This window comes from Streptomyces sp. NPDC002306, assembly GCF_053593435.1.
The window spans coordinates 26,781-51,209 of the sequence record NZ_JBSFCK010000036.1 but is presented as its reverse complement, the minus strand read 5'-3'; the positions used below and the strand labels follow the sequence as shown (position 1 = coordinate 51,209).

Genomic DNA, 24,429 nt, shown 5'->3' with positions numbered 1-24,429 from the left:
CAGCGCCACCGAATTACCAGCCTCATCGCCTGCCTGGGCTGCCACTTCGCCAAGGCCCCGTGGCACCAAGCACACCTACAACGACCAGTACAACCCCACGGACACCGCGAAGATCGTCAACGAGCACGCCACGGCTTGCCGCGCGCTTCCCCGCTACATCTCGGCCCGCCCGGACGACGCCCGCCGCCGCTTTCGTCACGCTCCGCATGCTCATCCGACGCTCGACGACCCGCTACCGCTGGGACGGCCGCCCCACGACCCGACGCCTCAAGTGATCCATTTGCCGGTCGCTCTAAACCCGTGCATGCAGCGCCTGCCCCCTGGTCGCCGACCGCGACACAGCCCCGCAGACAGTCCCTCAAAGCGCTGAAGCCTCGTGGAGCCGACCGCCCAGAGGACCCGCCCCGTAGTCGGACGGGGACGCGGCGGGCAGACCGCACTCATGCCGTTCCAGCAGCAGTAACAAGCATGGCCCCGTACTCAAGCCGAAGCCGCGCGCCATGGTGACGTGGCAGACCTCCCGGCCCGGGATATTCACATCCGCGGGGTCTCTGGTGTGGGGAGCGTCGGTGGGACCGGTCAAGCCGGGGGCGCGCTCTTGAAGGTGTGGGTGCGGTGCCACTGGTAGTACGGCTCCCGCAGGGGGGTCCACCAGCCGGTCGTGCGGCCCGCGAGTTTGTCGGCGATGTAGGTGCCGATCTCGGGTATGCCGGACGCAAGCGGGCTGGCCTTGAGGACGCCGCCGGGAACAACGGTGACATAGCCGTGCTCGTAGACGGCGTCGCAGCCCAGCGTGCATGCCAGCATCGCGATGTTGGCCAGGTCCCGCTTTTCTTCGTCGGTGCACAGGGCCCGCTTTTTGATGTGTGCGGCGATCAGGAAGGCGGCGGGCAGGCTGCGTCCGCACAGCGCGCACTGGCCGGCGCCGCCTGGGACCAAGCGGCGTTTGAGAGCGGTCTGCTCTCCACGCTGGGCGCGCCGTGCGGTGCGCTCGAGTTCGCCGTCGAACGCCGCGACGGCTGCGGCTGCGTCCTGTTCGGCCTGCCCGCTGGCGGCTTCGTCTGCTGCCACGGCTGCGGTGGCCGCCTCGAGGGTGAGGTAGGTCTGCAGGTGCTCGCTGTCCTCCTCGCCCAAGACGGTGATGCCCATGATGTTGCGGTTGGGATTCCAGCCCAGCAGTTGGCGGATTTCTTCGATGGGGATGTCGAAGCCGCGGGTGCCGGACAAGGCGTACATGTATTCCCAGGTGCTGCCTGCGGCGTCGGTGCCCCACAGGCGGGTTGCCAGCTCCTTGCTGCGCCACATGAAGGCGATGGTGCCGCCGAAGTACAGGCGCTTGTCGCCGCTGAAGAACACCCAGTCGCCGGGGGCCATTTTCTTGATCTTGGAGACGTTGACGTCTCTCTTGCCTGGCACGACGCCCCACATCTGGGCTTGGCCGTCGGGGAAGAGCTGTTTCAACTGGTGAACGGTGTCGGTGTCCAGGGCGTCCGCGTGGTCGTCAAAGACCACCGGCTTGACGATGGTGTCCTGGTAGTGCTGCTCGACGTCCTTCTCCGACCGGCGGGCCGGCTGCATCACGATCCGCATCTGTTGATCACTCTCCCAGGTGGGTGTACTTGTCCGCTCGGCCCCGCGCCAAGTACACCGGGTACTTACGGCCGTTGGCCTCGATCTTCTGCGCCAGCGCCTGCTCTAGGTCGACGTCCAAGACGTCGGCCAGCCTAACCAGGTAGGCCAGGATGTCCGCCATCTCCTCGCGCACCTGCAGCGCATGCGCGTCGTCCTGCATGATCTGGGTGGATTGCTGCGGTGTCAGCCACTGGAAGATCTCCAGCAGTTCGCCGCTCTCCCTGGCCAGCGCCATGGTGAGGTTCTTCGGTGTGTGGAACTGCTCCCAGTCGCGTTCGCGGGTGAAGTGGGCCAGCGCAGCCTGAAGATCGCGGATCGTCACGCCCCCATCTGTATCAGCCGGTGCCGACACTGGCCGCCTCTGCCCCGGGTCAGGATGGTCCACCGTAGCCGAGCGGCGACGTGTTGGAGCCCGGCAAGGGCGCGCCACCGTGTATCGATGGGGGTTAACTCAGCGTATTGGGCTGCCAGTTGTGGCTGTTATAGATCATATATGCCTGTCTTTGAGTCGCCCGTGCAGCGGCTCTCGGCCGGCCAGCGTCGCTGGCTGCCTGGACTTGCGTGACGGCATGGCCACCTGACGTACTTCGAGTGGGGGCACATTTCGGGCGCACCATCGGGCCACCGGAAAGGTGGACGGCTCCGGAGAGCAGTGATCAGGCTCAGCCGAACGTCGCGAGAACGTGCTCCAGTTTCGACCGCAACTGATCACGGGTGAACGAAGGAACGGACAGAATCCTTTCGTCAAGCGTCGGGGACCTAGAGAAGACCGAGGCAGTCGGGCGCGTCGCCGCCCACCTGACGAACAGTGTGATCGATACGGCGTCATCCGGGCGGATCACACGGTGCAGGAGGTCCGGGCCCATGGCATACGTGCTGCCGGGCGCCAGGGTGAACATCAGGTCTGACGCCAGACTCGACCGTCCGACGGCTTTCAGGCCATACGTCTGTCTGGCGTCATCACGAGGCTGGTATTCGTGGCGATACACCGGCTCTCCTCCCTCCCTCTCGGTAAAGGTCTCGATCTGTGCGTTTCCGTGCAGCGTGGTCGACCTGAAAAACCACCGGTGGTTATGGATGAACTCGCCCTTGTTGCCGTTGTGGTGTCCATCTGGCCACCAGGCGTGCAGCCGCAGTTTGAATTCCGGTTCTCGGCTTGAGAGCAGTGTGATCTTGTCGAATCCGTTGCTGTGTGTGTAGGAGAGTGCCGCGGTTTCTGCTAGCACATGGTCGTTGTTGAGGATTGCCCGGACGATCCGCGATGCGGAGTCGGTGCCGAGGATCTCGGTGAGTCGGCTGTCCGCATAGGTGGCCACCGACGATGCGCCCTCAAGTGCCACCTGGGAGAGGATGCGGTGTGCTCTGTGGATTTCCTCAGACGCCACGGCGGTCTCCTTCCAGGGTGGCGACGACCTGCTCGACCAGTGTGGGGATGTCGCGTCGGCCGTCGAGCGTACTGACCGTCCTGCGGGAGGCGGCGTGTTTTTCGAATAGTTCGCGGACACGTTCGAAGTATGTGCGTCCTTTTCGCTCTACCGCGTCGCCGGCGCGATCTGACATCCGGTCCATGCACACGTCAACTGGGGTGTCGATCCAGAAGATCTGGTCGGCTTGCTCTACATCGCCGACCGCCAGGTCGGAGAGAGAGCTCAGCCTCGGGTCGACGGCCGTCGCGTACGCGTAGTTGCTCAGGGTCGACCGGTCAACGACCACATAGTCGTGGAGCGTTTCGAGGTGGGGTATCTCCACGCGGTTCTTACGCCTGCTCAGGAAATGCAGCAACAACTGGCGTTCCACGTCGTCACAGTCGAATGTGGGGTCGAGTACGGCTTCTCGGATCCGCAGCGTGGTGACTGGAACAGACTGGGCGGAGTTGGGGGCGTAAACTGCTGGCGATGTGAACTCACTTACGACGGCCACGCGGTACTGCCTGGCGGTCAGGGATTCCGCAACTGCTCTGCTCAGAGTCGACTTACCGCATCCGTCGACGCCGTCGAACTTTATGATCATGTCGTCAAACCTCTGCATCGAGCCAGCGGACGCTTTTTCGTACCTCCATCCGTAGGGCCTCGATTTGGGAGGAACTCGCCGTCCGCAGGGCGCGATTGCTGAAGTCCCGTACTTGCAGGCCGGCCAGTACGGTACCAAGGGTGACGGCGTCAGGTAACGTTGCCCGATCGTATGTATCGCACTGGGCGAGATGGGCGACGATGCCCCCGCAAAAAGCATTGCCGGCGCCGGTGGAGTCCACGGTCGCGCATTTCAGGGCCGGCACCACGAAAGTTCCGCCGGTGTCGAACACCTGACTGCCGCGGTCAGCGAAGGTGACGATGAGGAACTCGAGGTCGCACTGCTCGAGGATGCCTGCCACCCGGCCATGCGGCATTCCGGGTGTGGCGTCGAAGTGCCAGAGGCTGCGGAACTCACGCTCTGTGACGACGAAGCCGTTCGAGTTCGCAGCGAGGTCCAGCACTCCCTGGCGGTCGCGCCCTATCCAGTACTCAAGCGTCTCGGAAATGACGAAACACGCTGCGAAGTGCCGGGCGCAGCCGAGCTGTGTCTTCGGGTCGAATGCTGCCAGATAGCACAACCGGATGTCGGGAAACAGGTCTTTGAGAGCGGTCCAGTCAGGAGCGAACTCGTCAAGAAGCCGGTTCTCCAGCGTGATGGTCGTGCTGTCTTCGAAGCTGTGGTCGTATCGGGCTTCCCAGTAGAACGACGGCAGATCAGCATGCGACGTCAGACCGTAGGTATTGACCAACCCGCTGAACTGGCCGGTGAGTTCGGTCGGTGTCAGATCGTTTCCCAGGACAGACACGAGCAGTGGCCGGGCCGCGCCAGCCTTCAGTATGGCTTCGGTGGCATGGTAGGCGGTGCCACCGAAGAGGACGGGTGATATGCGGCCGAAACTGTGGACTCTTTCGCGGCCGACTGTGCCCAGAACGAGTATGTCCTCCATCGTCATCCCTCAAAATGCATGCCGATGTCGACGAGGTACGGCCGTATCTCGTCGACCCTGGCCAGCTCGTTGCGGTGCGCTTCGATCTGTCGCAGGGCTATGTATTTGCGTCGCCCGTCCTCCAGACGCAGGGTCTCCTCAACGCACTCGCGGCGTATCCAGTCGGACGGATGCGTCAGCATGTCGGACAGTGCCTGGTTGAGGAAGACATCGTGACATCCGTCCAGTTTGCCGCTGAACAGCGCACGGACGCTCGCCCACGCCAGTGCGTCATGCGTCGAGTGCAGGTAGCTCGTGATGGCGCTCTGCTGCCGCTCGGGATCGGGGTCGGCGATCCGGTCCAGGACGACACGCTCGGCTGCCTTGTACAGCTTGCCGTGCTGCCCCTTCAGGCTTTCCTTCAGCTCCTCGACCCGGCGAAAGTCCTCCGCCAAGGCTCGCCGGGTGTACCCCGTCGGCCCGGAATCGTCATCGGCGTCGTCAACGGCTGCGAACCGCGGTGCGAAATCGCCTCGGTCGCGAGAGCGGAGCGAAAGGATGGTGTGCTCGCGGAGTTGACCGTCTTGTTCAAGCAGTTCCAGGACCATCGCCACGTTTTTTGGCTTCTCGAGCTCTGCCATCACTTTCTGGTTGCGGAGCCCGACGTCAATCAGCTCTTTGACCACCCAGGGTGACGGGTCCCGGAGCAGTCTGGCGAGGATCCGGCTCAGGTCCCCGTCGGAGACCTGGATCGACTTGAGCGCTGCAGCCACGTTCCACCGCACCTGACGGTGTTCGTGCTCAACCGCGGTCGTCATCAGAAACTCGCGGCCCGGCTTGGTCAGCTCCTCTGCATGATGAAGGGCGTCGAACAGCATCTGTGCGATGTCCCAGTTCTCTCCTGAGACGGACGCCTGCATCACTGCGGTGACCAGGCTCGATCTGCTGCCTTGGCTTCCTGCGGACATCGCCAGGGTCAGCGCGTTCCCGATGGCACAGCGCACTTCCCAGTTCGCGCGCAGAACTGCGCTGCTCTCGTAGCGCTCAAGCAGGTCCAGCGAGAGCCGTTCCACCGGCGACATCCGGTTGTCTGCGTGGTGGGAGCCTGCCCGGCGCACCTCCGCGTGAACGGCTTCTAGCGCTTTCGCTTCCCTGCTCAGCAGGCGGTTCTCGTGGAACTTCCGGTCGATCGACGCGATCCAACTAAGGGTCGGCACCAGCAGTGGCCCCTCCTGGCCGCTCTCGGCCAGCATGGACCTCAATCGAGTTTGCGTCTCGTCGATCCTCTTTAATGTGTCGTCGTCGGGTCCCGGGAGGTTGAAGCGCCCGGCCCGGGTGCGTGCAGCTTCGGGCTGGACGGAGTTGTGTCTCGCAGGTGAGTCCGTCACCCTTTCCACCGGGTCGATCGTCCTCAGAACGGCCCCGAGATATCCGGCGGCAGCCGCGGCCGCATAGTTCTGCCAGTCGTCCCCCTTCCGGCTGTCGCAGTAGTCGCAGATTCCACGGACCACGAAGTGTTGGGCCTGTGCCATCCACGCCGCATCCGCCGTCCCCGAACCCTCCATCTCCACGGCTTTGACGGCGTGCAGGTCGCGCAGCAAGTCGCGTCGCTGCGGCGACTTGAGCAGCGTGTTGGCGGACGCTATCGGGCCGACAAATACACGTGGCCGCCGTCTGGTCCTCAAGGGATCGCTCGGATGCTTCAGGATCACGGAGGGATCGTCCGAAGCCGCCAGAAGGTCAGTGGAATCGGGCGGGCGCTTCCACTTGAGAGCTGACAGGACCTGATCAATGAGTTCGTCCCAGGGGCGGGCCCCTGAGAGGGCGTTGGCTTCGATCATCCGCGCAGCACGGACCAGGTTCGAGCTCGCTGGTCGCGGCGGGTGCCGTGCGACGACCCTGCCGGTCTCCTCCTTGACGAAGTCGTACTGGATGATGCCGTACTCACTGGAGACCACGATGTCTCCGAGGCGGACGTGGTCCTCGGGCTTCGCGGTGTCGGGTACGCCGCCGGCAATGCCCGACAGGATCACCGTTCGGACACTGGGAAGATCGTTGAGGAGTTGTGTGGTCGCCACGGCCGAGATGTTGTTGCCGACGCCGACCAGAGTCAGGGCGATCTCGTGCCTGCCGTCGGCGCGTGCGGGCAGGGTGCCGAAAGCGTAGTGCCGCGTTCCTTGATGATCGGTCTCGCTGTGCGAGACGGGGTGCTCAAGCAGCGCCTGCACCGCCGCGTATTCCTTGGGGAGGGCGGTGAGGATCGCGATCCCTGGACGGTAGATGGATCCTGGAATCTGTGTCATGTGCTCCTCGCCTCGGCCTTTCGGATTCGCTCGGCGACGGCCAGTGCACGGGACAGCAGGACGGCCAGTTCGATGGTCTCTTCCTCCGTGATGGTCAAGGGAGGGCAGGCAATGACGTTCTGGTCGATTGCCCTGACGCGCAGACCCAGGTCGAACGCGGTGTGCCGTACCTGTTGTGCGTGCGCAGGATCGTCGGTCTCGACTGCGAGGCACAGTCCGGTGCACCGCAGGGAGTAATGCCCGCTCAGCTCGGCCATCCCAGCCGCCATGTGCTCCCTCAATACGCCTTCCATGCTGCGGGCGTTGGAGACCGCATCGCGGGCTGCCAGCTCGTCCAGCACCACCGAGGCGATACGCGCCGCCATCGGGTTGCCTGAGGAGGTGTGGCCGTGTCGGAGCGCCGGCGATGACCTTCGTAACACCGACGCGATGCGGGAGGCGATGCACGTGACTGCGATCGGGACGAATCCGCAGCCGAGTCCTTTCGATACCAGCAGTAGGTCAGGGGCGATGCCGTAGAAGTCCGCGGCGGTGCGATGACCTACCCGGCCAAGACCGGTGAGCGCTTCGTCGAGGACCACCAGGATGTCGTTGGCCCGGCAGATGGCGGCCACCTGGCGAATGTCTTCAGGCGCGGCTGGCACCATACCGGCCAAACCCATAACTGGTTCGAGGAATATCGCGGCGATGGTCTGCGCGCCTGCGCGGGCCAGCGTGCGCTCCAAGGCGGCGGACACCCGCAAGGCGTCGTGCGGATCCCAAGCAGGCAGGGATAGTCTGAAGTTCGTCGTGGTTGGGACGTCGGCGTGCTCGTCGGCGCGCCCCGTCAGAGCGAGCGCCCCAAGAGTACAGCCATGGTAACTGCCCTTCAGGGAAAGGATCTTCGTCTTCCCCGGACAGCCCATCTCCGACCAGTATTTCCAGACGATCGCCAGTGCCGCCTCGGTGGCCTCCGATCCGCTTGAGGTGAACGAGCAAGTGGTGTCGGGCAGCCCCAAGGAGCAGCGCAGCTTTTCGGCGAGGTTGATGCAGTCGTCACTGACGTCGCCGGCGACGGCCGGCACAGCGGTCAGGCCAAGAGCCTGCGCGTACATCGCCGCTGCAATGGCTGCGTTGCCGTGCCCGAGGTTTGCGTTCATTGACCCAGCGAGGGCATCGAGAACCCTCTTCCCGCCGCTGGTGTACAAGTAAACCCCACGACCGGATGAATACACTCGAAAGTCTTGCGGGTTCTCGTACGTGTATGACAACAGAGCCGCGGCCGTCGATGCCATGCGTACCTCGCGGGCAGCTACGACGCCGAGACGAAACGGTCGGAGAATGCTGGCCAGAAATCATCGTAGGCGGTATAGAGTTCCGCCTTTATCCTCGCCTGCTTGGCGGTGGTGACGTTCTTGGGATTGTCATCCCAGAAGTAGACCTCGTCGGCCGCACAGCCGAGTTCACCCAGCACGCGTTCGAAGAAGACCGCTTCAGTCTTCGTCGCACCTAAGTCGCAGGAGAAGAAAGCCCCGTCGAAAGCACCCTCAATGTCAACCAGACTACGGACATAGGCCGACCTTGCCGCATCTTGGTCTGAAGCCACGTAGCACTCGTGTCCGGACCGTCTCGCCAGCCCGATCAGGTCAAGGACGCCGCTGTCCACTGTACTTTGGCAATCGAACCAGTATTGGATGAGGGAATCCGCATCTCCCGGCCAACCCCAGGGCGAAACATAGTGCTCGATCTTGTCGCGCAGGGCGGACCGGCCGATCGCGCAGTCATAGTAGTCGTTGACGAAGAAGTCGTAGATCTCGCCGATGCCCACCCCGAACTCCGCGGAATACTTCTCGGCGAAGTTCTTCTCGTAGGTGATGATGACGCCGTCCAGGTCGAAAATGAGTTTTGTCATACCTGTCCTCGGAATCATGACGTCGCGCAGGCCTTGTGGACAGCATCAACTATAGAGCCAGGTAGGGAACATTGGCCCACAATCACGGCAGATCTGCGCCGTCTCCAGCATGACCATCACACGCCACCTCTACCTCCCGCCTCCCGGCCGGGGCCCTTCTGCTCCAACCTGAGCTTCGAAGACGCTTCTCTGGCCACTCGTTCCTCCGCCTCCCCAGCGACCACAGGTTCAGCCGGCGCGCATCGCATTCCGTGCTCCGCCCTGCCTTCACCACGACCGGCACGCTGCCGCGGACGGGGATCTCTCGCCTTCGCCCGTCCTGAGCACGGACAACATGACCCACGAGTCCCTGCCAACTGCTCGGCGCATGCCTTTCATACCTCGCAGCAGCATTGAAGGCTGGCCTCACGTTCTGGATGTGGTCACCGTCATGCGGCGCGACGTCCAGTGCATCGTTCCAGCAGAACCCATTGAGGTGGACAACAGGGCCTCGGCAGTCCTTGACCGCCCCCGGCCATCGCCGTGTGCCAAGCGTGAGGGCGACCACGGCGACGTGGTTGACGGGGGGCGAGCACGCCGTCGCACATCAAGCAGCGTGCTGACAGCCGATCGTGGCCACGATGAGACCGGTCAGCGAGCTCCGCTGACACGTGTGCGCAGCGGCAACGCTCCGGCATTGCCCGGGGTCTGCATGTCATCTGCTGCTCAATAGGCGGGTGTTGGCGAAACCCTCACAGCATGGCTGCGCTGGGCAGCTTTGGAGCCGCTCTGTGGAGCCGACGGCGCGGAAGCGAGTGTGAACTTGCGCTGGGTCGCAGGTCAGTGCTGCCGTTGGGTGACCTCAGCAGGCCGGTGTTCGGCCAATTATCGCTATCGGCAATTGGGGCGACTGCGATACTCATGTACGAGCATGAGGTTCAGGGCGAACGGTCGGCATGGAAGCAGGTACGCGCAATGGCTGGCGGGAGTACGTGGTCGGACCTGGAGGCATTCTGGCCGGCTGAGGAGCTGGTGCGCGACCGGCACCGACTCATCCCCAAGATTGTGGCCTGTTACGAGGCCGCGCACCCCACGAGCAAGGCCCCCTCTGAAAGCGACAAGGATGCGTGGCGCGAAAGCGTCTACGAGTTGGCCACGGCGCTGTCCGATCTCGGACTCGGGCAGGTGTGGCTCTTCGTGGAGTACCGCGTCCATCCGAGCATGAACCCGATCGACGTGGTGCTCGCCGGCCGCCATCCGGACGGTGGGCTCAGCTTTGCCGCGATTGAATTGAAACAGTGGAGCGAGGTCGAACGTCCCGACCCGTCCAAAACGACGGACGGGCTGTGCGCCCGGTGCAGGAAAGCCATCCCGGGATCGCTGTGTGAAGACTGTGCTGTGGAGCGCGTCTTTGCGTCTTTCTACGGGCGGCACAAGAAGCACCCTGCCATGCAAGTCAAGGACAACTTGGACGCACTCAGGCGCCATCACAGCATGTTCGACGACCGGTACGTACACCTTGTCGGGGCCGCGTACCTACACAATCTCAAGGACCCGCAGTCGCAGTGGATCAGTAGGGTCCGGCCGGCCGCCGGCATTGCGACGTTCACCGCCCGCCAGCCAGCGGACCTTCGCACCTTCCTCAAGAGCCACTTCAGCGCTGTGGCGGACGCCGAAGCGGCGCAGGAGCTCCTGGCCAGGCGCCGCTCGACTTCGCTGCTGACGTCCGAAGCCGGGGCGATCGTCAACGGCTACACGACGTTCAGCTTGCTGGAGAAGCAGCGCGAGGCTGTGGACGGCATCATGGCCGCGGTCCGGACCCCGTCACCCGGCGCGAAGAAGGTGTACGTCGTCAGCGGCCGGGCTGGCACCGGGAAGTCACTTGTGGCGCTGACGGTGCTGGGCCAGGCCCTGCACGATGGCGCTGTTGCCCGCTTCGTGTCGGGGGGCGTGGCCTCGCGGGAAAACTTCAAACGCGGCGTCCGAGGCAAGGGCAAGGCATTCGCCACGTTGAATCAGGTCGCGGACAACCTGGGCCCCAACGAGCTGGACCTGCTGCTGTGCGATGAGGCGCACCGGCTGCCCGAACGGCCGAAGACGGGATCCTTCACCATGCGGCCCGGTGAGTCTTCGGTGTCCGTGATTGTAAGCCGGGCCAGGGTTCCCGTCTTCTTCATCGACGGTGACCAGCGACTGTTCGCGGACGAAATCTGGTCCGAAAGAGAACTTATCGACGCAATCCATGAGTTGCGGGCGGAGGTTGTGCCGATCCATCTCGATCGTGCCCTGCGCGCGATCGGAAGTTCTACGTACGACACATGGGTGCAGCGTCTCCTCCTCGGCGACCCTCTGCCGTGGAACCCTGATGCAGGAGAGGACCGAGAGCCGTTCGAGCTGTTGTACGCGGACAGCGCTGCGCAGATGGAAAAGTTCCTGCAGCCGAAACTGGATGCGGGACTGAGTGCCCGCATGTCTGCGGGGATGTGCTGGGAGTGGACGGATAACACGGGCACCAAACCGGACGTCGCGCCGGAGGAGGGCTGGGCGAAGCCATGGAATGCCGGCGATAGCCACTCGACGCCCGGGGTGCCCAAGCGACAGTTCTGGGCCACGGATCCGGGGGGCTTCGGACAGATTGGCTGTGTCCATACGGCACAGGGCCTGGAGTACGAGTGGGGTGGCGTCATCATGGGGCCCGACCTCACCTGGAGCTCAGGGTCTTGGGTTGTGGACCGCCAGCATGTGCGTAGCAAGGCGAACCGGGTGCGTTCCGATGACGTATTGGCGGAGCGGATCCGCAATGCGTACGGGGTTCTCATGACCCGCTCCATTCGCGGCACCGTGCTGTACTCGGTAGATCCGGCCACTCGTCAGCTCTTCGCTGATCTGGGTGTTCCCAGGATCTGAGTCTTCCGCCTCCCGGCTGGTGGCTGCAGATCTCGTTGTCGGCGGGGCGCCGTCGCGGGGGCGGAACCGTGGAGGCGGTTGACGCCCGTGGCCGTCGCATCCGGCAGTCGGGGGTGACGGCTTGAGCGCGGCGCCCGTGCCCGCCCTCCACAGAGCACCGACAGCGCTTCTGGGGCTGCGGAGCCAGCGGTTGGGATCAATTGACTTCCCCGTGCAGCTCTGCGGCGAGTTCTCCGAACTCCTCGATGGCCAGACGCAGGTCGTGTACCAGGTTCCGGGCAATCTCCTCGGGGGCCGCCAGCTGACCAGCGCTGGCCAGCTCCGATGACCAGGTGAGGTCCAGGCGTGCCTGGTTCTGGTTCAGCACGTCCTGAATGTCGAAACAGCGAAAGTGTTCCGTCTCCACCCGGTCGGTACGCGGTTGGCCCGGCAGGTACCCAGAAACGAAGTCGTCCAGGTCACTGCGCAGGAGTGGGTCATGGCCGGGCGCGAACTGTCGGCCCGAGCGCAGGTCGTAGACCCAGACCTTGGTTGTCTGGGGGCGGTCATCCGTGCAGTGTGGCGGTCGGTCGAAGAAGATGACATTCGCCTTGATGCCGGCGCTGTAGAAGACTCCGGCAGGCAGTCTGAGCAGGGTGTGGACGTCGAAGTGTTCAAGCAGACGCCGTCGCACGATCTCTGCTGCGCCTGTCGCGAAGAGGACGTTATCCGGTATGACAACGGCTGCACGTCCCGGTGTCGCTGTCAGCGACATGACGTGTTGCAGGAAGTTGACCTGCTTGTCAATCGATCCGGTCACGAAGTCTGCTCGCGCGAGCGTGTCGTGCCGGGCGGTGTTGAACGGTCCGACCGGTACGGTTGCATGCCTGCCGAAGGGAGGGTGCGCGAGCACCAGTGAGGCTTGCCGGTCGGGTGATTGAGCGAGAGCGTCACCCACGGCGATCAGTGCCGGCTGCCCGGCAGAGGCGATGCCGTGCAGCAGCAGATTCGCCGTCGCCAACCGAGCTGTACGGGGGACAAGTTCGTGTCCCCGAATCTGCTGGGTGTCGTAGCGAGTCCATTCGTCGTGGGTCAACTGTTTCTGTAGGAGGTGCTCGTGCGTGCCGATCAGGAAGCCGCCCGTCCCGCAGGCCGGGTCGGCGATGGTGTCTGTCAGCACTGGTTGGATCACCTCGACAATGGCGTCGATGAGCGCGCGAGGGGTGAAGTATTGGCCTGCACCGCCTCTGACGTCGTTCATCACCCTCTCCAAGAGGGCGTCGTAGGCTTGGCCCAGGGCATCTGTGCCGTGCGCGCTCCATGTGGCTGGTTCGAAGAGATCGTGCACAAGGCGGCGCAGCAGTCCTGCGTCGTGGATTTGGCTTTGCGCACCAGCGAAGACGCCATCCAGCATGTTTGCGGTCCCGTGCTGTGACCGGTGCGCGAGGATTTCGCTGAAATGGGCGACCAGATCGTCGCCGTGCCGTCCGGTCAGTGAACTCCATCGGTGCGGTTTAGATGGAGTTGGCCAGCTTTCCCCTGCCGTGGCGGGATGCAGACTCAGATGCTCGTCCTCGAGTTTGAGCATCAGCAGATAGGTGAGCTGCTCCACAGCTTCCACGGTGGACAACCCGCGGTCACACAGCACGGTGCAGTAGGACGCGAGCCGGTCGGTCACCGTCGCCGCCTTGTCGCTCGACACCGTCACCGGCTGGGTGAAGGGAACGGAGGAGGGAAGTGTGTCGGTCACAGGTCAAACTCGAGCTGCGCAGCGGCGATGGCGGTTCTGAAATCCCGGTCGGCGGGCGAGCCTGGGGCGGTATTGACCCTCGATCGTCCGACGCTGTCGTCCGCCCTGGGGGATAGATCCGGCCACACGGGCAGCGTGCTCTGTCGCTGTGGTGCGTTCATGCTTGAGGGATCGAAGAGCCGCCCGGTGCATGCCGCATCAATAAGCGCTCGGCGTAGATGCTCTGAATTTTCCTGGGCTTTTTGCACCTGCGGATGGAGCCGTTGTGCCTTCAGTATCCAGGCGGTGGCCGCCCGGCCCAGCCGTTGCTGTTCGCCTGGAGGTGCGATGGGAATCGGGATCTCTCTCAGGCGGGCTTGAGAGATGTGCTGCATCGTCGCGAGGGCGCCCCTGCTGCGTTGTCCGATCTGCGTGCGCACATAAGAGGTGGCAAGCAGCTGAGCCAGCCAGCGCCTATCGATGTTCTGTTCCGGTACCAGCCGGAGGCTTTTGTCACTCAGCAGCAGGCGCGGGCGGCATGCTGCGACATGGACTGCCGCACCAACGTGGTCTGGGGAGTTGGCGCGGCATAGCAGAATGTCGCCGGTTCTGATCTCGTGCTTTTCCTCGATGCGCGCTCCGGCGCGGACAGCCTTGTTCTCCGTCTCGCGGAAGGCGCCTCGTGTCATGGCGCTGGTCTTGATCAGCCCCCACTCGTCGCCGCGCGCGGACTGCTTGGTGTGCTGCAGTGACTGGCCCGCCTCGATCCTCTTGATGACGTCACCAAGTTGTCCCCAACACCAGCCAGGAGGAAGGCTTCCAGAGGACGCATCGCAGCAGGGTGTCAGTGCATCGCGGGCAGCATCCTGCAGCAGGGTCACGCCTGCGGACGCGCGACGTAGGGCCTCACCACCACGATCCAGGTGTCCGAGCCGTTCCTTGAGTATGTTGAGGATGCGGTGCTGCTCCGCCAGCGGCGGCACGATCAGCCTGACCTCTTGCAGCACGCGCAGGGCCAGTGAGTGCATGCGGCCGCCGCCCGCAGCTGCCTCGATCTGCTGACGCACCCGGGTGGACTGCCACAGGTGCCCCAGATACTCAGGGTGCAGGATCTGGGGCCGCACTTGTACCCGTACCACGCTGCTCGGAAGAGCCACCGGCGCAAACCCGATCCCCACCAGTGCCCCGCAACCAAGCCGGTCCAGAGTCCCCGCGCGACGGCAGACAACGAAGTCGCCCTCGCAGGCGAGCACCGGAGCCCGTCCTCCGGCGCCCCCGACGATGTCATCGACATCTCTGCAGTCCACCCCGGCGGGGGACAGTGCCGTTGGGCGCAGCACCTTCCATCGGCCTTCGGCCGGCTTCGGCCGCCCGCTCGCCAGCGGACTGCGCAAAACGTCGGCCAGGCGACTTTCCATCCAGCCGGGAGGCAGTTCTAACTCCGCCAAAGCGAGATCTCCTCAACTACCCACGGATGTTCGGCATGGCAGTTCTTGCGCCCAGTCCCGAACCAGTGCGCTCACCAAGCGTAACTGCGGTCACGCCAGCATCAAGCCTGACGGAGTCGGCTGGAACCGAGCAAGGTAGCGCGAGCCAAGGGGCTGGGCGGTGACTTCCTGGCACGTAGGCTGCGGCTGCCGGATGGTGCGGGCGCCATCAGCTTCATGCGGCTGGATCGTGAGATCAACTCTCTCCCGGTCCCTTGCCTCTTCCTCGAGAGGATTCTGGCGCCGGACAGGCTCATCGGATTCGAGGGTCTGCGTCACTCTCGAGCTGGCCCAGCGCAAGGCACTCGCGAGGGCGGCCGTGGGTGTGAAGCTCCGGAGAACTATGGCTGCACCAGCGTGCCTTCCGGCGAAATATTTGGTTTCCTTCCGCAGAACTTCGCTTTTCCTCCAGCTCACGGACCTTCTTGCGCAGAGCCGCGTGCTCCGCCTCCCGTGGCGTGGCGTCTTGGCGGATGCCTCTGTCCGGCATCCCCACGGCCGGCTCGCGCCGGCTGCCCGGACCCGGTTGCGCAGGGTCTCAGGCTTGGTCCCCAGATCGGCGACGGCCTGCTGGATCGTCGCCTCGGGCCGCGACCGGTGCAGCGCGACCGCGTCCGCCGTGAACTGTGGCGGATATCTTCATGACTTTGAGATGTCTGTTCTCGGATCCTCAGGATCCAGTGTCTCGCGTATGCAGGGTCAGAGGCCCAGGTCTGGGGGCAGTCCGGCTGTGTCGGTGCCGTTCCTGTCCCCTGGCGGCTCGCGCATCTCGCTCCCGGCAGCAGGCCGTTGCCCCCGTGGTCCGTCACCGCTCTTGGGAGCCTCCTGGTGCAGCGCTTCCCATGGCCGTTGTCTGCCCAGCCGTTCTTCGATGCGATCGTGGCCTAATATTGCGCGACTGGTGAAGAGGATGTGAAGATCCGTCATCCGTTCGTCTTGTGCGGCAGGGGCATACGCGCTGGTCACAGCCCATACCCTCGCGGCACCTCAACATTCAGAAACGTTCCGGCATGGCCGGCAGGGGTGGGAATGGTGGCCGGGAAACAACTCGACAAGGGGGTGGCAGCACGCCACCTCGAGGACATGGCGCAGGATCCTGCGCTCGCACCGCGCGCCGAGGAGCTGCGCGCGCTGGCCGTGGCACTCGATTCCACCGACACGGAAGCCCTCAACGCCTGGGCCGACCTCGACCTGCTGTCCCACTTCGCGCGATCCGAGAGCGTCACCACCGAGACGGTGCCCGACGGCACAGCCACACGTCTCGACTCCATACTGGACTGGGTTCTGGGAGCTCTGGTCTTCCTGCCGCTGCTCTTCACGTGGTTCGGCCTGTGGCAGGCCTCGAGCGCGTACGGAGCCCTCACTGCTGACGACCCCAAGGCCGCAGGCCGACCTTTCCTGCAACTGTGGCAGTCCGGGTTCGACGGACACCTGGGCGTGCTCTTCCGGTTCGGTCACGTCGCCGTGGGCGGATGCATCACCCTGGCAACGCTGTTCGTGCTCACGACGGTACACGGTTACCGACGTTCCGCTGCGGAGCGCCGGGACGAGCGCACCCGTGAGCGCACCCGTGCGGTCCTCGCCCGCCTGATCCCAGTCCTGACCCATGCGCAGCTCTTGCTCAACGAGCACCGCTTCGCCTCCCCCCAGCGCTTCGCCACGGAGCTCAATGCGGCGGCAGGGCGGTTGCAGCGCATGCATTCCAAGGCCATCACCACGCAGGAAGAGCTCACGCGCGCCGCCCGGCTGGTCAGTGAGGCCACAGACAAGGCGGAACAGCGTTTTGTGCAGGCGGAGGCGTATGTGCGGCCGATCGAGAACGTGGTGCTGCGGATCGAGGAGGCTGTGCGGGAAAGCGGAACGGCTATCCAGAGCGCGGTGCGGAATCTGGACGACCCGCTGGACCAGGCGGGCCGACGGCTGGCCGACGCTGTGAGCGGGCAGACAAGCGTCCTCGACGAGGCGTTGGAGAAGCTGCGGACAGCCGGCGACGAGATGCGCGACGTCCTCGCGCGTGCTGCGGGCCGGCTGGAGACTGCAGTCGGCGACAATGGCGACACCGTGCGCAGGTCTTTGTCGGACGCGGCACAGCAGGTCGAGGATTCCCTGACCGTGCTGGCTGCCTCCCAGCGCGGGTTCACGACCGGTGTTGAAGTGGTGGCGGACATCAACGGCCAGTTGCTCACCAACCTCGGGACGGTGGCTGAGCAAGCGAGTGATGCTGCGGAGGTCTCTCGCGAGGCACTGCGCGGCATCGAGGCACGCAGCCGAGCCCTGCACGAGGCGGCCGACCGTTTCGCCGGCGTCACCGATGCTTTGGCGCTGGTGGCTCGCGAGACCGAGACTGCGCGCGCCGAGACAGTGGCGGCTCGTGCTGAGGCGCAGGCTGCGCAGGCCGGGGCCGAAGCAGCACAAAAGCGCGCGGAGGACGAGCTGCAGCAGGCGACGGAGCTGCGGACCGGAATCGGTTCGGCACGGTGAGTCCGCTCAGAAGAGGATTGCGGTTCACACCGTTGCACCTCGCCGGGTGGCTCTTCGCCGACATGCTCCTCGTGCTGGCCCTCGTGTCCCTGGGCGACCGCGGTGATCCGCTGGCCGCACAGGCTTCCGCTCGGCCTTCACCGTCCAGCGTGTCCCCCAGTGCCAAGGCACCGCCCCAAGCGAGCCCGACGCCGACGGGGCCCCGGTCGGTGGAACGCAGACCAGTCAAGCTCCGTGTCACTGCGACAACCGGCGACAGCGCGCGGATGGTGAAGCAGCTCCGGGCCGCCACTGCCCGTTACGAGGGCCGCACCGCCGCTTTTGTCCTGACCTTCGGCCAGGCCCCGGAGCCCGGCGCCGGCCAGGCGTACGCGAGCGAAATCAACGCGTCTCTGCGCAAGGCCCGACCACAGATGTTCACCGACGCAACGACTCGGGACTTCTGGAATGGCGGTGCCTCCGGCACCGCCGACCTGGAGATCTACTTCTACACCCGCTGACGGCTGCGCCGTCCCCAAAACCAGGAGAGACCATGCAGATACTGCCCTTCTACATGGTGTGCGACGAGTCCGGTTCCATGGCGGGGACCGGCGTCGACGCCATCAACGCAGCGTTGCCGGACCTGCACCAGGAGATCAGCACCAATCCGAGTGTGGCGGACAAGACTCGTTTTGCCCTCATCGGCTTCTCCACGCAGGCTTCGGTGCTGCAGCCGCTCGCAGACCTCAGCGAGCTGACTCAGTTGCCGTCGCTGTCTGCGGGCGGGGTGACCTCTTTCGGGTCTGCCTTCCGTCTGTTGAAGGACACCATCGAAAAGGACGTCGCTGCGCTGAAGGGTGACGGCCACGACGTGTATCGGCCTGTTGTCTTCTTCCTGTCCGACGGCATCCCCACGGACCACGACTGGCGCACTGCGCTCCGGGAACTGAACGCGTTCCGCTACACCCCAAAGATCATCGCCTTCGGGATCGCCGACGCCGACGCCGCAACCATCACGGAGGTGGCCAACTTCAAGGCGTTCATCCAACAGGACGCGTCTATCACTCCCGCCGTCGCGCTGCGCGAGTTCGCTTCGAGCCTGACCCGGTCCATCGTCAATTCAGCGAGCAGCATCGCAGCGCGGGGCGGGGAGGGCTTCCAGCTACAGGTCGACGACCACGTGCCCGGCTTCACCACCGTCTCGCTGGACAAGCTGTGAGTGCCCCCGTGAGTGGCGAGGACTTCCACGGCCACCCGCACGGCGCGGATTCCCACGGCTCCTATGGCCACCCGGCACACCCGGTCCCCGCTGGCCCGGCCGACGGCCACGCACCCTTGGTGAGCCTGGTGCGCAGGGGGGCAGCAGCCGAACGGGCCGCGCACTCCGCCGAAGTCACCGCACCGACGGCCCCGTCAGCGCTCCAGCCGACTGAGGACGTCGTGCCGTCCGGCGACCCTACGATCGAGCTGCGTCGAGGAGTGCCCGCGCACGTGGGCACTCGTCCACCCACCTATCCGCCGCATCCCCTGCGACGCCCCTCCCTGCGAGACGGCGACAGCTTCGCCGCCTTGTCCCCAGTGGTCTTGCTCGACGGCGCCCGCATCGGGCGTCTGAGCGTTCGAGCCGCCTCTGTGCGCGGAGACTCCCACAATTGGGCGGGCAGCTGCCGCCAGGACGCCATGGTGGTGACGCGGATCGGCCCCCCTGAAGCGGAAATGCTTCTGCTGGCGGTCGCTGACGGCGTCGGCTCCGCACGCTACTCGCATGTGGGCTCCGACCACATCTCCCAGGCGGCAGCCATCCGTCTGGACCGGGAGGCGGAGAGCATCCACGCGGCACTGTGCGCACGGGACATGAGCGAACTGCGTGCCCTGGCCAGCAAGGCCATCGCCCTCGCGGCCGACGGACTACGCAGCCAATGGGCGGGCTCTTCGCGCCACCACTCTCACCCCTACGCAGACGAGGACTACGCGACCACCCTGCACGTGCTCCTCATTCCAACGGACCCCGCCATCCGCGACCGCGTCCTGTTCAGCGTCGGCGACGGCGGACTGTTCGTGCTGCGCGAGGGCCACTGGCACAGCGGGGACCCGGACGACGGCAAAGACCTGCTCGATACTCGCACTGAGGCGCTCCCTCACGCCTACCGCAGTGTCAAGGCCATGCTGCTGCGCACCGTGCCGGGCGAGGTCCTTCTTCTGGGCACCGACGGCATCACCAATCCCCTCATGCAAAAGGACCCGGACTTCGCACGCCACGTCGCCGCCGCATGGGGCGGGCCCGAGGTGCCCTCGCTGTCGGACTTCCTGTGGCAGGCCCAGACGCGAGCCAAGTCCTACGACGACGATCGAACCGTCGTCTGCGTGTGGGAGGAGGGCGCATGAGCGCCGAGGACGGTGCCGACATCGCCCGCTCATCGCTCAGACTGGGAGACCGAGTCGGCAGTGGAGGTCAGGGCGACGTGCATTCTGTCGGCAACGGTGACCTGCTCTACAAGGAGTACAAAGATCCCTCCAAGGTCAATGGCCAAGCGCTCGCAGACCTGGTGGCGTTTCGACAGGGGCTCGTCCCAACCGACCAAGACCGTCTGAACACCCTCGCCGCCTGGCCGCTGTGCCGCGTGACCGAGGTTGGCCGGGTGGTCGGCCTCCTCATGAGGCGTGCCCCGTCTGCCATGACATGGCGCACGGCGACGGGCGCGACGAAGCTTCTTGAGTTGCAGTACCTGATCAGACCGCCGAAAGTTGCCTGGCAGGAAGTGGTACAGCCGACTCCTGAGCAGCGCAGGGCTCTGGCGCTGGCCTGCGTCGAGGCGATCAGCTGGTTCCACGACGCCGGACTGGTGATCGGGGACATCTCACAGGCCAACATCCTGTGGTCTCTCATGCCCCAACCTGCCGTTCACTTCCTGGACTGTGACGGCTTTCGCCAGGTGGGGCGCAACGCCGTCCAGGCACAGGCCGCCACCCCCGACTGGAACGACCCGCTCGCGCCCTCCACCGAGGCAAGCGTGGATACGGACGCATACAAGGCGGCTCTCACTGCGGGACGCATCCTCACCCAAGACCCGTACATCAGGCCGGACCAGGAGCTGCGGCCCGTGGCCGGCTGCCTCAACGAGCGTCAAACGGCTGCAACGACAAACCTTTTCGCACAGGCTGCGGGTGAACGCAGCACCCGGCCCCGTCCGAACGAATGGCAGACCGCGTTGAGCAACCGCGGCGTCATCACGCTCACGGCGGCCACGCCCCGGCCTCGCCCCTCCGTCAACCACACGGTCCTGGATGGTGTGCGCGACCGTAGACCGATCGACTTGCGCGCGCCCAGACAATAGACGGGGATCCGGCACTCATAGGCTCCGGATTCTACCGAGCACCACCACACCAACGGTGTCTGTCACACCGGAACAAGCCCAAAACGGAATCCGGTGTGCTCTATCTCCTTGGCCCGGAGCTCGGGAGCGAGGATGACACCGGCGATGTCAACGCACGCAGCCCGTGAACGGCAGCCGGTGGCGGTACCGCGTGGGATTCATCAGAGTGCGGCCGGACGTGTCCGCGCAGGACGTCCAACAGTTCAACGCCGACCCCGGTGATCGCTGCTGACCAGTCCAGGGCCCTCCATGTAAGCGCCGGAGGTGACAAGGAAGTCGATGGCCAGGCAGGGTGCCCAGCCCGTAAACTCGCCAGGCGCAACGGCGTGTAGCTCAGTCAGGAGAGCACCGGGCTCGGGACCCGGAGGGCGCGGGGGCAGAGCCCGCCACGCTGGCTATGGACACGAACGACTCCGGCCGCAGCGACGGCCACGACGCAACCGCACATGGCCGGGCACCTGTGGACGTTCCGCATGTCTACCCGCTGGGCGAGTTGGCCAGGGCCTTCACCACGGCCCTGACGCACCAGGACCGACGGGTGCGCGCCAGCGCCGAGGAGCGTGTGGAGCGCTGGCGAAAGGTTCTGGCCGGCATGGCCGACGGCACGCTGACCGTCGGGTCGCGCACTCCCGTGGCCAGCCTGCCTGCATGGGTCACCCCGCAAGTGGTCCGTGGCGGTTTCACCACGGGTACGCCTGCCGCGAGCGGACCGCTGCTTGCACACGAAGCCGTCGCCGCGCACCGAGCCGGTCTGCCGGCTGAGCGGCGCGCCCTGTTCGCGCATGCCCTCACCGCGACGGGCCTCGCCGAGCTGACGGACCTGCTGGAATCGGGCGGTACGCCCTCGAGCTGCCCGAAGAGGCCGCCCTGCTCACCGTTGCCTGGCTCGCCGACCGCGGGGAGACCGCGACCGCGTTGGAACTCCTCGACGTCCTGGAGCCGTTCGCCGACCGTCTGCGGTTCCTGCCGCAGCCGGAGCCGGCCGCGCCAGCTGGGTCCGACAGCGGCATCGTATTCCGCTGGACGGTCGCACAGGTGCGCCGCCGGCTGCAGCAGCGGCGCCCGCACGCCGGGGTCGAGGCGATGAACGAGGCGCTGGCCGTATGGAATCCCTTCGCCGACGAACTGCTCGACCACTGGCTGAAGACTGTGCGCAACGGCCGCATCCTGGCCAGGGCCCCCAAGCCGGAGTGGAGGCAGCGCGCGACCGCGCTGCTGGAGCGCTACCGCGCACTGGCCGCGGAACACACCCGCTGCGGCAAGCACCGCCGCCCGAAGGAGAACTCGTTCATCCTGCGGACCGCGCTGGAAGACCTGGTCGCTGGAGGCGACCTGGATGCGCGTCGCCGCGGACTGGTGCAGAACGCTGTCGACGCGATGGTGCGCCGACGCGGCGTACCCGGTACGCGCGAGCATGCGGCACTGCGTGCCCGTCAGGCCGCAGACGCCGCCCGCCCAACCCACCACGCCATGGCCCAGCTGGTCGCCGAGCGCCTGGCGGACCTGCCGCCGAACACGGGCACACCGCAGGCCCGCACCTTCACGGTGGCGGTCACCCCCGCCGAGTACGAGGCGACAGGGCTGCCCGTCGGCGCCGACGTACCGAAGGCCATCGCCCGTCTGGTGCACCGGGCGCTGGCCGCTGACGTCCCAACGCTCATCGCAGCCGGCGTCGTGCCATCCGCTGAGGTGCTGGCCGCCCTCACGCCTCAGCTTGTCGCAGCCGCAAGCGCCGCCGCCTACCCCGACCCCCGACTATGCCGCCTGATGGCCGCTTCCTACGGGGCCTTTAGCAACCGGCGCTCGGTGCTCCTGGTCGACCTGCAGCACCAGGTCCGCTTCGAGGAACTGCCCTGGGTCCGGGCCGTCGAACAGCACCGCCAGACCACCGATCCCGTGCGCGCGACGGCGGCACGCGCCCTCGCCAACCTCGGTGAACTCGCCCTGCAGGGCTGGCCCGGCACCGTGCTGCCCAACCCGTTGATAGGCCAGCTCGCCACGCTCGCCCGGACCGCTGGGCTCAGGCTTGCGTGGACGGAGGAGCTTGCGGCCGACATCTTCATGGGCACGTTCACCGCCAAGTTCCCTGCCGCGGCCCGGACCGCGGCCGAGCTCCTCGACCAAACCCTGTACGCGGCCTACTACGGCATCGATTACGCGAGTGTCGCCGGCATCGATGAGTCCGCCTCCCGGGACGGAAAAAGCCTCGTCGGCACTGTGCAGTTCGCGGCGCTGTGTCATCAACGCGCCGGCGTCGATGGAACGACGTGGCTGTCTGTCGCCCAAGCCGGCGCGGTGATCGAGCAGGCCCAGATCCTCACCACGCACAACCTCGCCCTCATGGCCGGGCCGCTCGGGGTGAGCCCGCAGTCCGGCTGGGCGGCACTGGCCCGCAGCGCATTCGCCACCACCTGCCGCCTTGCCGCACGAATCCACGGCAACCCGCACCCGCTGACTACCGTCAAGGACATGGCCTATGCCTGGCGCCAGGCCCTGTTCTACCTGTCGATGGCCACCCCCGACGAGCAGGGCACGGCCCTGGCGCAGTTCGACGACGACGCGGCACGCTATCCCGACCACGCTCGCACGCGCCTCGCGCCCGTCCTGGCGGGTCTGCGCTACGTCCACGCGGGCGGCGACCTCGGCCCCGACGGCAGCCCCACAAACAGCAGCGCACGCCGGCTCCTGGGCTGGGCACCCACCGGCCGCCACTGGCTCCAGGCTGAGCCTGCCGCTCAAGCAGTGATCCACGGCTGAGGAGGCCATCGACCGCAGCCCCAGGAGCACGCCCGGCAGCAGTTGCGAAAGCAAGCGGGCCGGCCCCAGTAGTCAGTCCTCGCCGGCCCCAGATGCGGGCGCATGGCGGCGTCATCGCGAACCCGGCTTTGTCCTCGAAGAGGATCCAGGCATCGAGCGCCGCCGCGGTCCTTCCACCTGCGGCCACACCTCCTTCTTCCACAGCTCAACCGCGTGTTCGTCGCGTTCCAGCGCACGCCGGGCCGGGCTCTGCCAGGACCAGCCGTGGCGGTGCAGGAGCCGCCACGCCCCCGCGATGGAACAACTGAGGCGGAACTGGCGGCCGATCAGCGTCCGGACGCGTTCCAATGTCCACCGCTGGTCTTCCCAGCCATGCGCAGCCGGCCCTTTGGACAGCGCCCTCTCCGGCAGGGCGAACCGATCCAGCCGCCGCAAGAACTGCTCGCCGGCCTGCCGCGAGAAGGGATGCGCGCACCTGCCCAAGCAGCGGGTCTGCCCGCAGTGCGACAAGGAGTTCACCACCGACCTGAGCCGGAAGAGGAAGTTCTGCTCAGCCGAGTGCCTGGTCGCGTTCCGTCGCAGCGAGCAACAGCAGGAGGCCCGTCTCTGCCCGGTCTGCGACAACCCCTTCCAGGCACCGAAGACGGTCCGCACCGTCTACTGCTCGATGGCCTGCCGTCAGGAGGCCGAGCGCGTCCGTGACCAGGCCCTCAACGAGGAACGGGACCGCCGCCTCGCCCAGACGGCACCGCCCGTGCTGTCGGCCCGGATCGAGTTGCCTCCACCGCCGCCACCGGCCCGCGCGAGCACGCGGCAGTCGGCACCGGCCCGGGACTCGCTGGAGCCGACCGCGACGCGGAATTGCCCGCACTGCCAGCAGCCGATCACGATCGTCGCGCTGCTGGCCACCCCGGAAGCCGCCCGGCCAACCATGCCCCGTCACCGCACCGATGTCGTCCCACTGAGGCGGACGCCCTGAGCAGGCCCTCCAGC

Annotated in this window: 18 protein-coding genes, 1 tRNA gene and 2 pseudogenes; 10 read left to right on the top strand and 11 right to left on the bottom strand. The window is 65.9% G+C overall.

All coding sequences use genetic code 11. The annotated features are described in order from the left end of the window. Positions 1-182 precede the first annotated feature (182 nt). Positions 183-275, top strand: a pseudogene (locus ACWCQK_RS35315) (IS5/IS1182 family transposase); the annotation flags it as partial. A gap of 304 nt (positions 276-579) precedes the next feature. Here ACWCQK_RS35315 and ACWCQK_RS35310 read toward each other — a convergent pair. The 8 genes from ACWCQK_RS35310 to ACWCQK_RS35275 all read right to left on the bottom strand — a co-directional run bounded on the left by ACWCQK_RS35310 (position 580) and on the right by ACWCQK_RS35275 (position 8,764). After that, entirely contained in the window at positions 580-1,590 is a 1,011-nt protein-coding gene (locus ACWCQK_RS35310; RefSeq protein WP_451162183.1) for a hypothetical protein, read from the bottom strand. Positions 1,591-1,597: 7 nt separating this feature from the next. Next, positions 1,598-1,954: a nucleotide pyrophosphohydrolase gene (locus ACWCQK_RS35305; protein WP_451162182.1), complete on the bottom strand. Its 357-nt coding sequence runs from the start codon at positions 1,952-1,954 to the stop codon at positions 1,598-1,600. 340 nt (positions 1,955-2,294) lie between these two features. Then, entirely contained in the window at positions 2,295-3,017 is a 723-nt protein-coding gene (locus ACWCQK_RS35300; protein ID WP_451162180.1) for a hypothetical protein, read from the bottom strand. Continuing rightward, complete coding sequence (locus tag ACWCQK_RS35295; RefSeq protein WP_451162178.1) at positions 3,007-3,660, bottom strand: dTMP kinase; 654 nt, start codon at positions 3,658-3,660, stop codon at positions 3,007-3,009. The genes ACWCQK_RS35300 and ACWCQK_RS35295 overlap by 11 nt, the downstream gene beginning before the upstream one ends. Continuing rightward, positions 3,647-4,597, bottom strand: coding sequence for a PfkB family carbohydrate kinase (locus tag ACWCQK_RS35290; RefSeq protein ID WP_451162176.1), 951 nt, complete (start codon positions 4,595-4,597; stop codon positions 3,647-3,649). Before ACWCQK_RS35290 ends, ACWCQK_RS35295 begins: the two co-directional genes overlap by 14 nt. Then, positions 4,594-6,873 (bottom strand): 5'-methylthioadenosine/S-adenosylhomocysteine nucleosidase family protein, encoded by a 2,280-nt coding sequence (locus ACWCQK_RS35285; protein WP_451162174.1) that lies wholly within the window; start codon positions 6,871-6,873, stop codon positions 4,594-4,596. The genes ACWCQK_RS35290 and ACWCQK_RS35285 overlap by 4 nt, the downstream gene beginning before the upstream one ends. Further along, on the bottom strand, positions 6,870-8,147 hold the full coding sequence (locus ACWCQK_RS35280) for an aminotransferase class III-fold pyridoxal phosphate-dependent enzyme (protein WP_451162172.1): 1,278 nt from the start codon (positions 8,145-8,147) through the stop codon (positions 6,870-6,872). Before ACWCQK_RS35280 ends, ACWCQK_RS35285 begins: the two co-directional genes overlap by 4 nt. 17 nt (positions 8,148-8,164) lie before the next feature. After that, a complete protein-coding gene (locus ACWCQK_RS35275; RefSeq protein WP_451162170.1) occupies positions 8,165-8,764 on the bottom strand; it encodes an HAD family hydrolase in 600 nt (199 codons plus the stop codon). A 900-nt stretch (positions 8,765-9,664) separates the two neighbouring features. Between ACWCQK_RS35275 and ACWCQK_RS35270 the strand changes: the two genes are divergently transcribed. Next, a complete protein-coding gene (locus tag ACWCQK_RS35270) occupies positions 9,665-11,650 on the top strand; it encodes a DNA/RNA helicase domain-containing protein (RefSeq protein ID WP_451162168.1) in 1,986 nt (661 codons plus the stop codon). 196 nt (positions 11,651-11,846) lie between these two features. Here ACWCQK_RS35270 and ACWCQK_RS35265 read toward each other — a convergent pair whose 3' ends face one another. Further along, complete coding sequence (locus ACWCQK_RS35265) at positions 11,847-13,379, bottom strand: HsdM family class I SAM-dependent methyltransferase (RefSeq protein WP_451162166.1); 1,533 nt, start codon at positions 13,377-13,379, stop codon at positions 11,847-11,849. Continuing rightward, complete coding sequence (locus ACWCQK_RS35260) at positions 13,376-14,806, bottom strand: hypothetical protein (RefSeq protein WP_451162164.1); 1,431 nt, start codon at positions 14,804-14,806, stop codon at positions 13,376-13,378. Before ACWCQK_RS35260 ends, ACWCQK_RS35265 begins: the two co-directional genes overlap by 4 nt. A gap of 1,068 nt (positions 14,807-15,874) precedes the next feature. Here ACWCQK_RS35260 and ACWCQK_RS35255 point away from each other — a divergent pair. From ACWCQK_RS35255 to ACWCQK_RS35225, 7 genes are all read left to right on the top strand, one after another. Further along, the gene (locus ACWCQK_RS35255; protein ID WP_451162162.1) at positions 15,875-17,326 is read left to right on the top strand and encodes a hypothetical protein; all 1,452 of its coding nucleotides are present in this window, start codon (positions 15,875-15,877) and stop codon (positions 17,324-17,326) included. A 62-nt stretch (positions 17,327-17,388) separates the two neighbouring features. Next, the gene (locus ACWCQK_RS35250; RefSeq protein ID WP_451162160.1) at positions 17,389-17,826 is read left to right on the top strand and encodes a hypothetical protein; all 438 of its coding nucleotides are present in this window, start codon (positions 17,389-17,391) and stop codon (positions 17,824-17,826) included. 32 nt (positions 17,827-17,858) lie between these two features. Next, positions 17,859-18,524: a vWA domain-containing protein gene (locus ACWCQK_RS35245; RefSeq protein ID WP_451162158.1), complete on the top strand. Its 666-nt coding sequence runs from the start codon at positions 17,859-17,861 to the stop codon at positions 18,522-18,524. Further along, positions 18,521-19,690, top strand: coding sequence for a protein phosphatase 2C domain-containing protein (locus ACWCQK_RS35240; protein ID WP_451162156.1), 1,170 nt, complete (start codon positions 18,521-18,523; stop codon positions 19,688-19,690). The genes ACWCQK_RS35245 and ACWCQK_RS35240 overlap by 4 nt, the downstream gene beginning before the upstream one ends. Then, positions 19,687-20,640, top strand: coding sequence for a hypothetical protein (locus ACWCQK_RS35235; protein ID WP_451162154.1), 954 nt, complete (start codon positions 19,687-19,689; stop codon positions 20,638-20,640). The genes ACWCQK_RS35240 and ACWCQK_RS35235 overlap by 4 nt, the downstream gene beginning before the upstream one ends. Positions 20,641-21,001: 361 nt before the next feature. Next, a tRNA-Pro gene (locus ACWCQK_RS35230) sits at positions 21,002-21,074 on the top strand. Between the two features lie 520 nt (positions 21,075-21,594). Then, complete coding sequence (locus tag ACWCQK_RS35225) at positions 21,595-23,436, top strand: hypothetical protein (protein WP_451162152.1); 1,842 nt, start codon at positions 21,595-21,597, stop codon at positions 23,434-23,436. A gap of 70 nt (positions 23,437-23,506) precedes the next feature. On the opposite strand, the pseudogene ACWCQK_RS35220 reads toward ACWCQK_RS35225, so the two are convergent. After that, positions 23,507-23,841: pseudogene (locus tag ACWCQK_RS35220) on the bottom strand (helix-turn-helix domain-containing protein); the annotation flags it as partial. On the opposite strand from ACWCQK_RS35220, the gene ACWCQK_RS35215 reads away from it, so the two are divergent. After that, positions 23,825-24,415, top strand: coding sequence for a hypothetical protein (locus ACWCQK_RS35215; protein ID WP_451162150.1), 591 nt, complete (start codon positions 23,825-23,827; stop codon positions 24,413-24,415). The pseudogene ACWCQK_RS35220 and the gene ACWCQK_RS35215 overlap by 17 nt on opposite strands. The last annotated feature ends 14 nt before the right edge of the window (positions 24,416-24,429 follow it).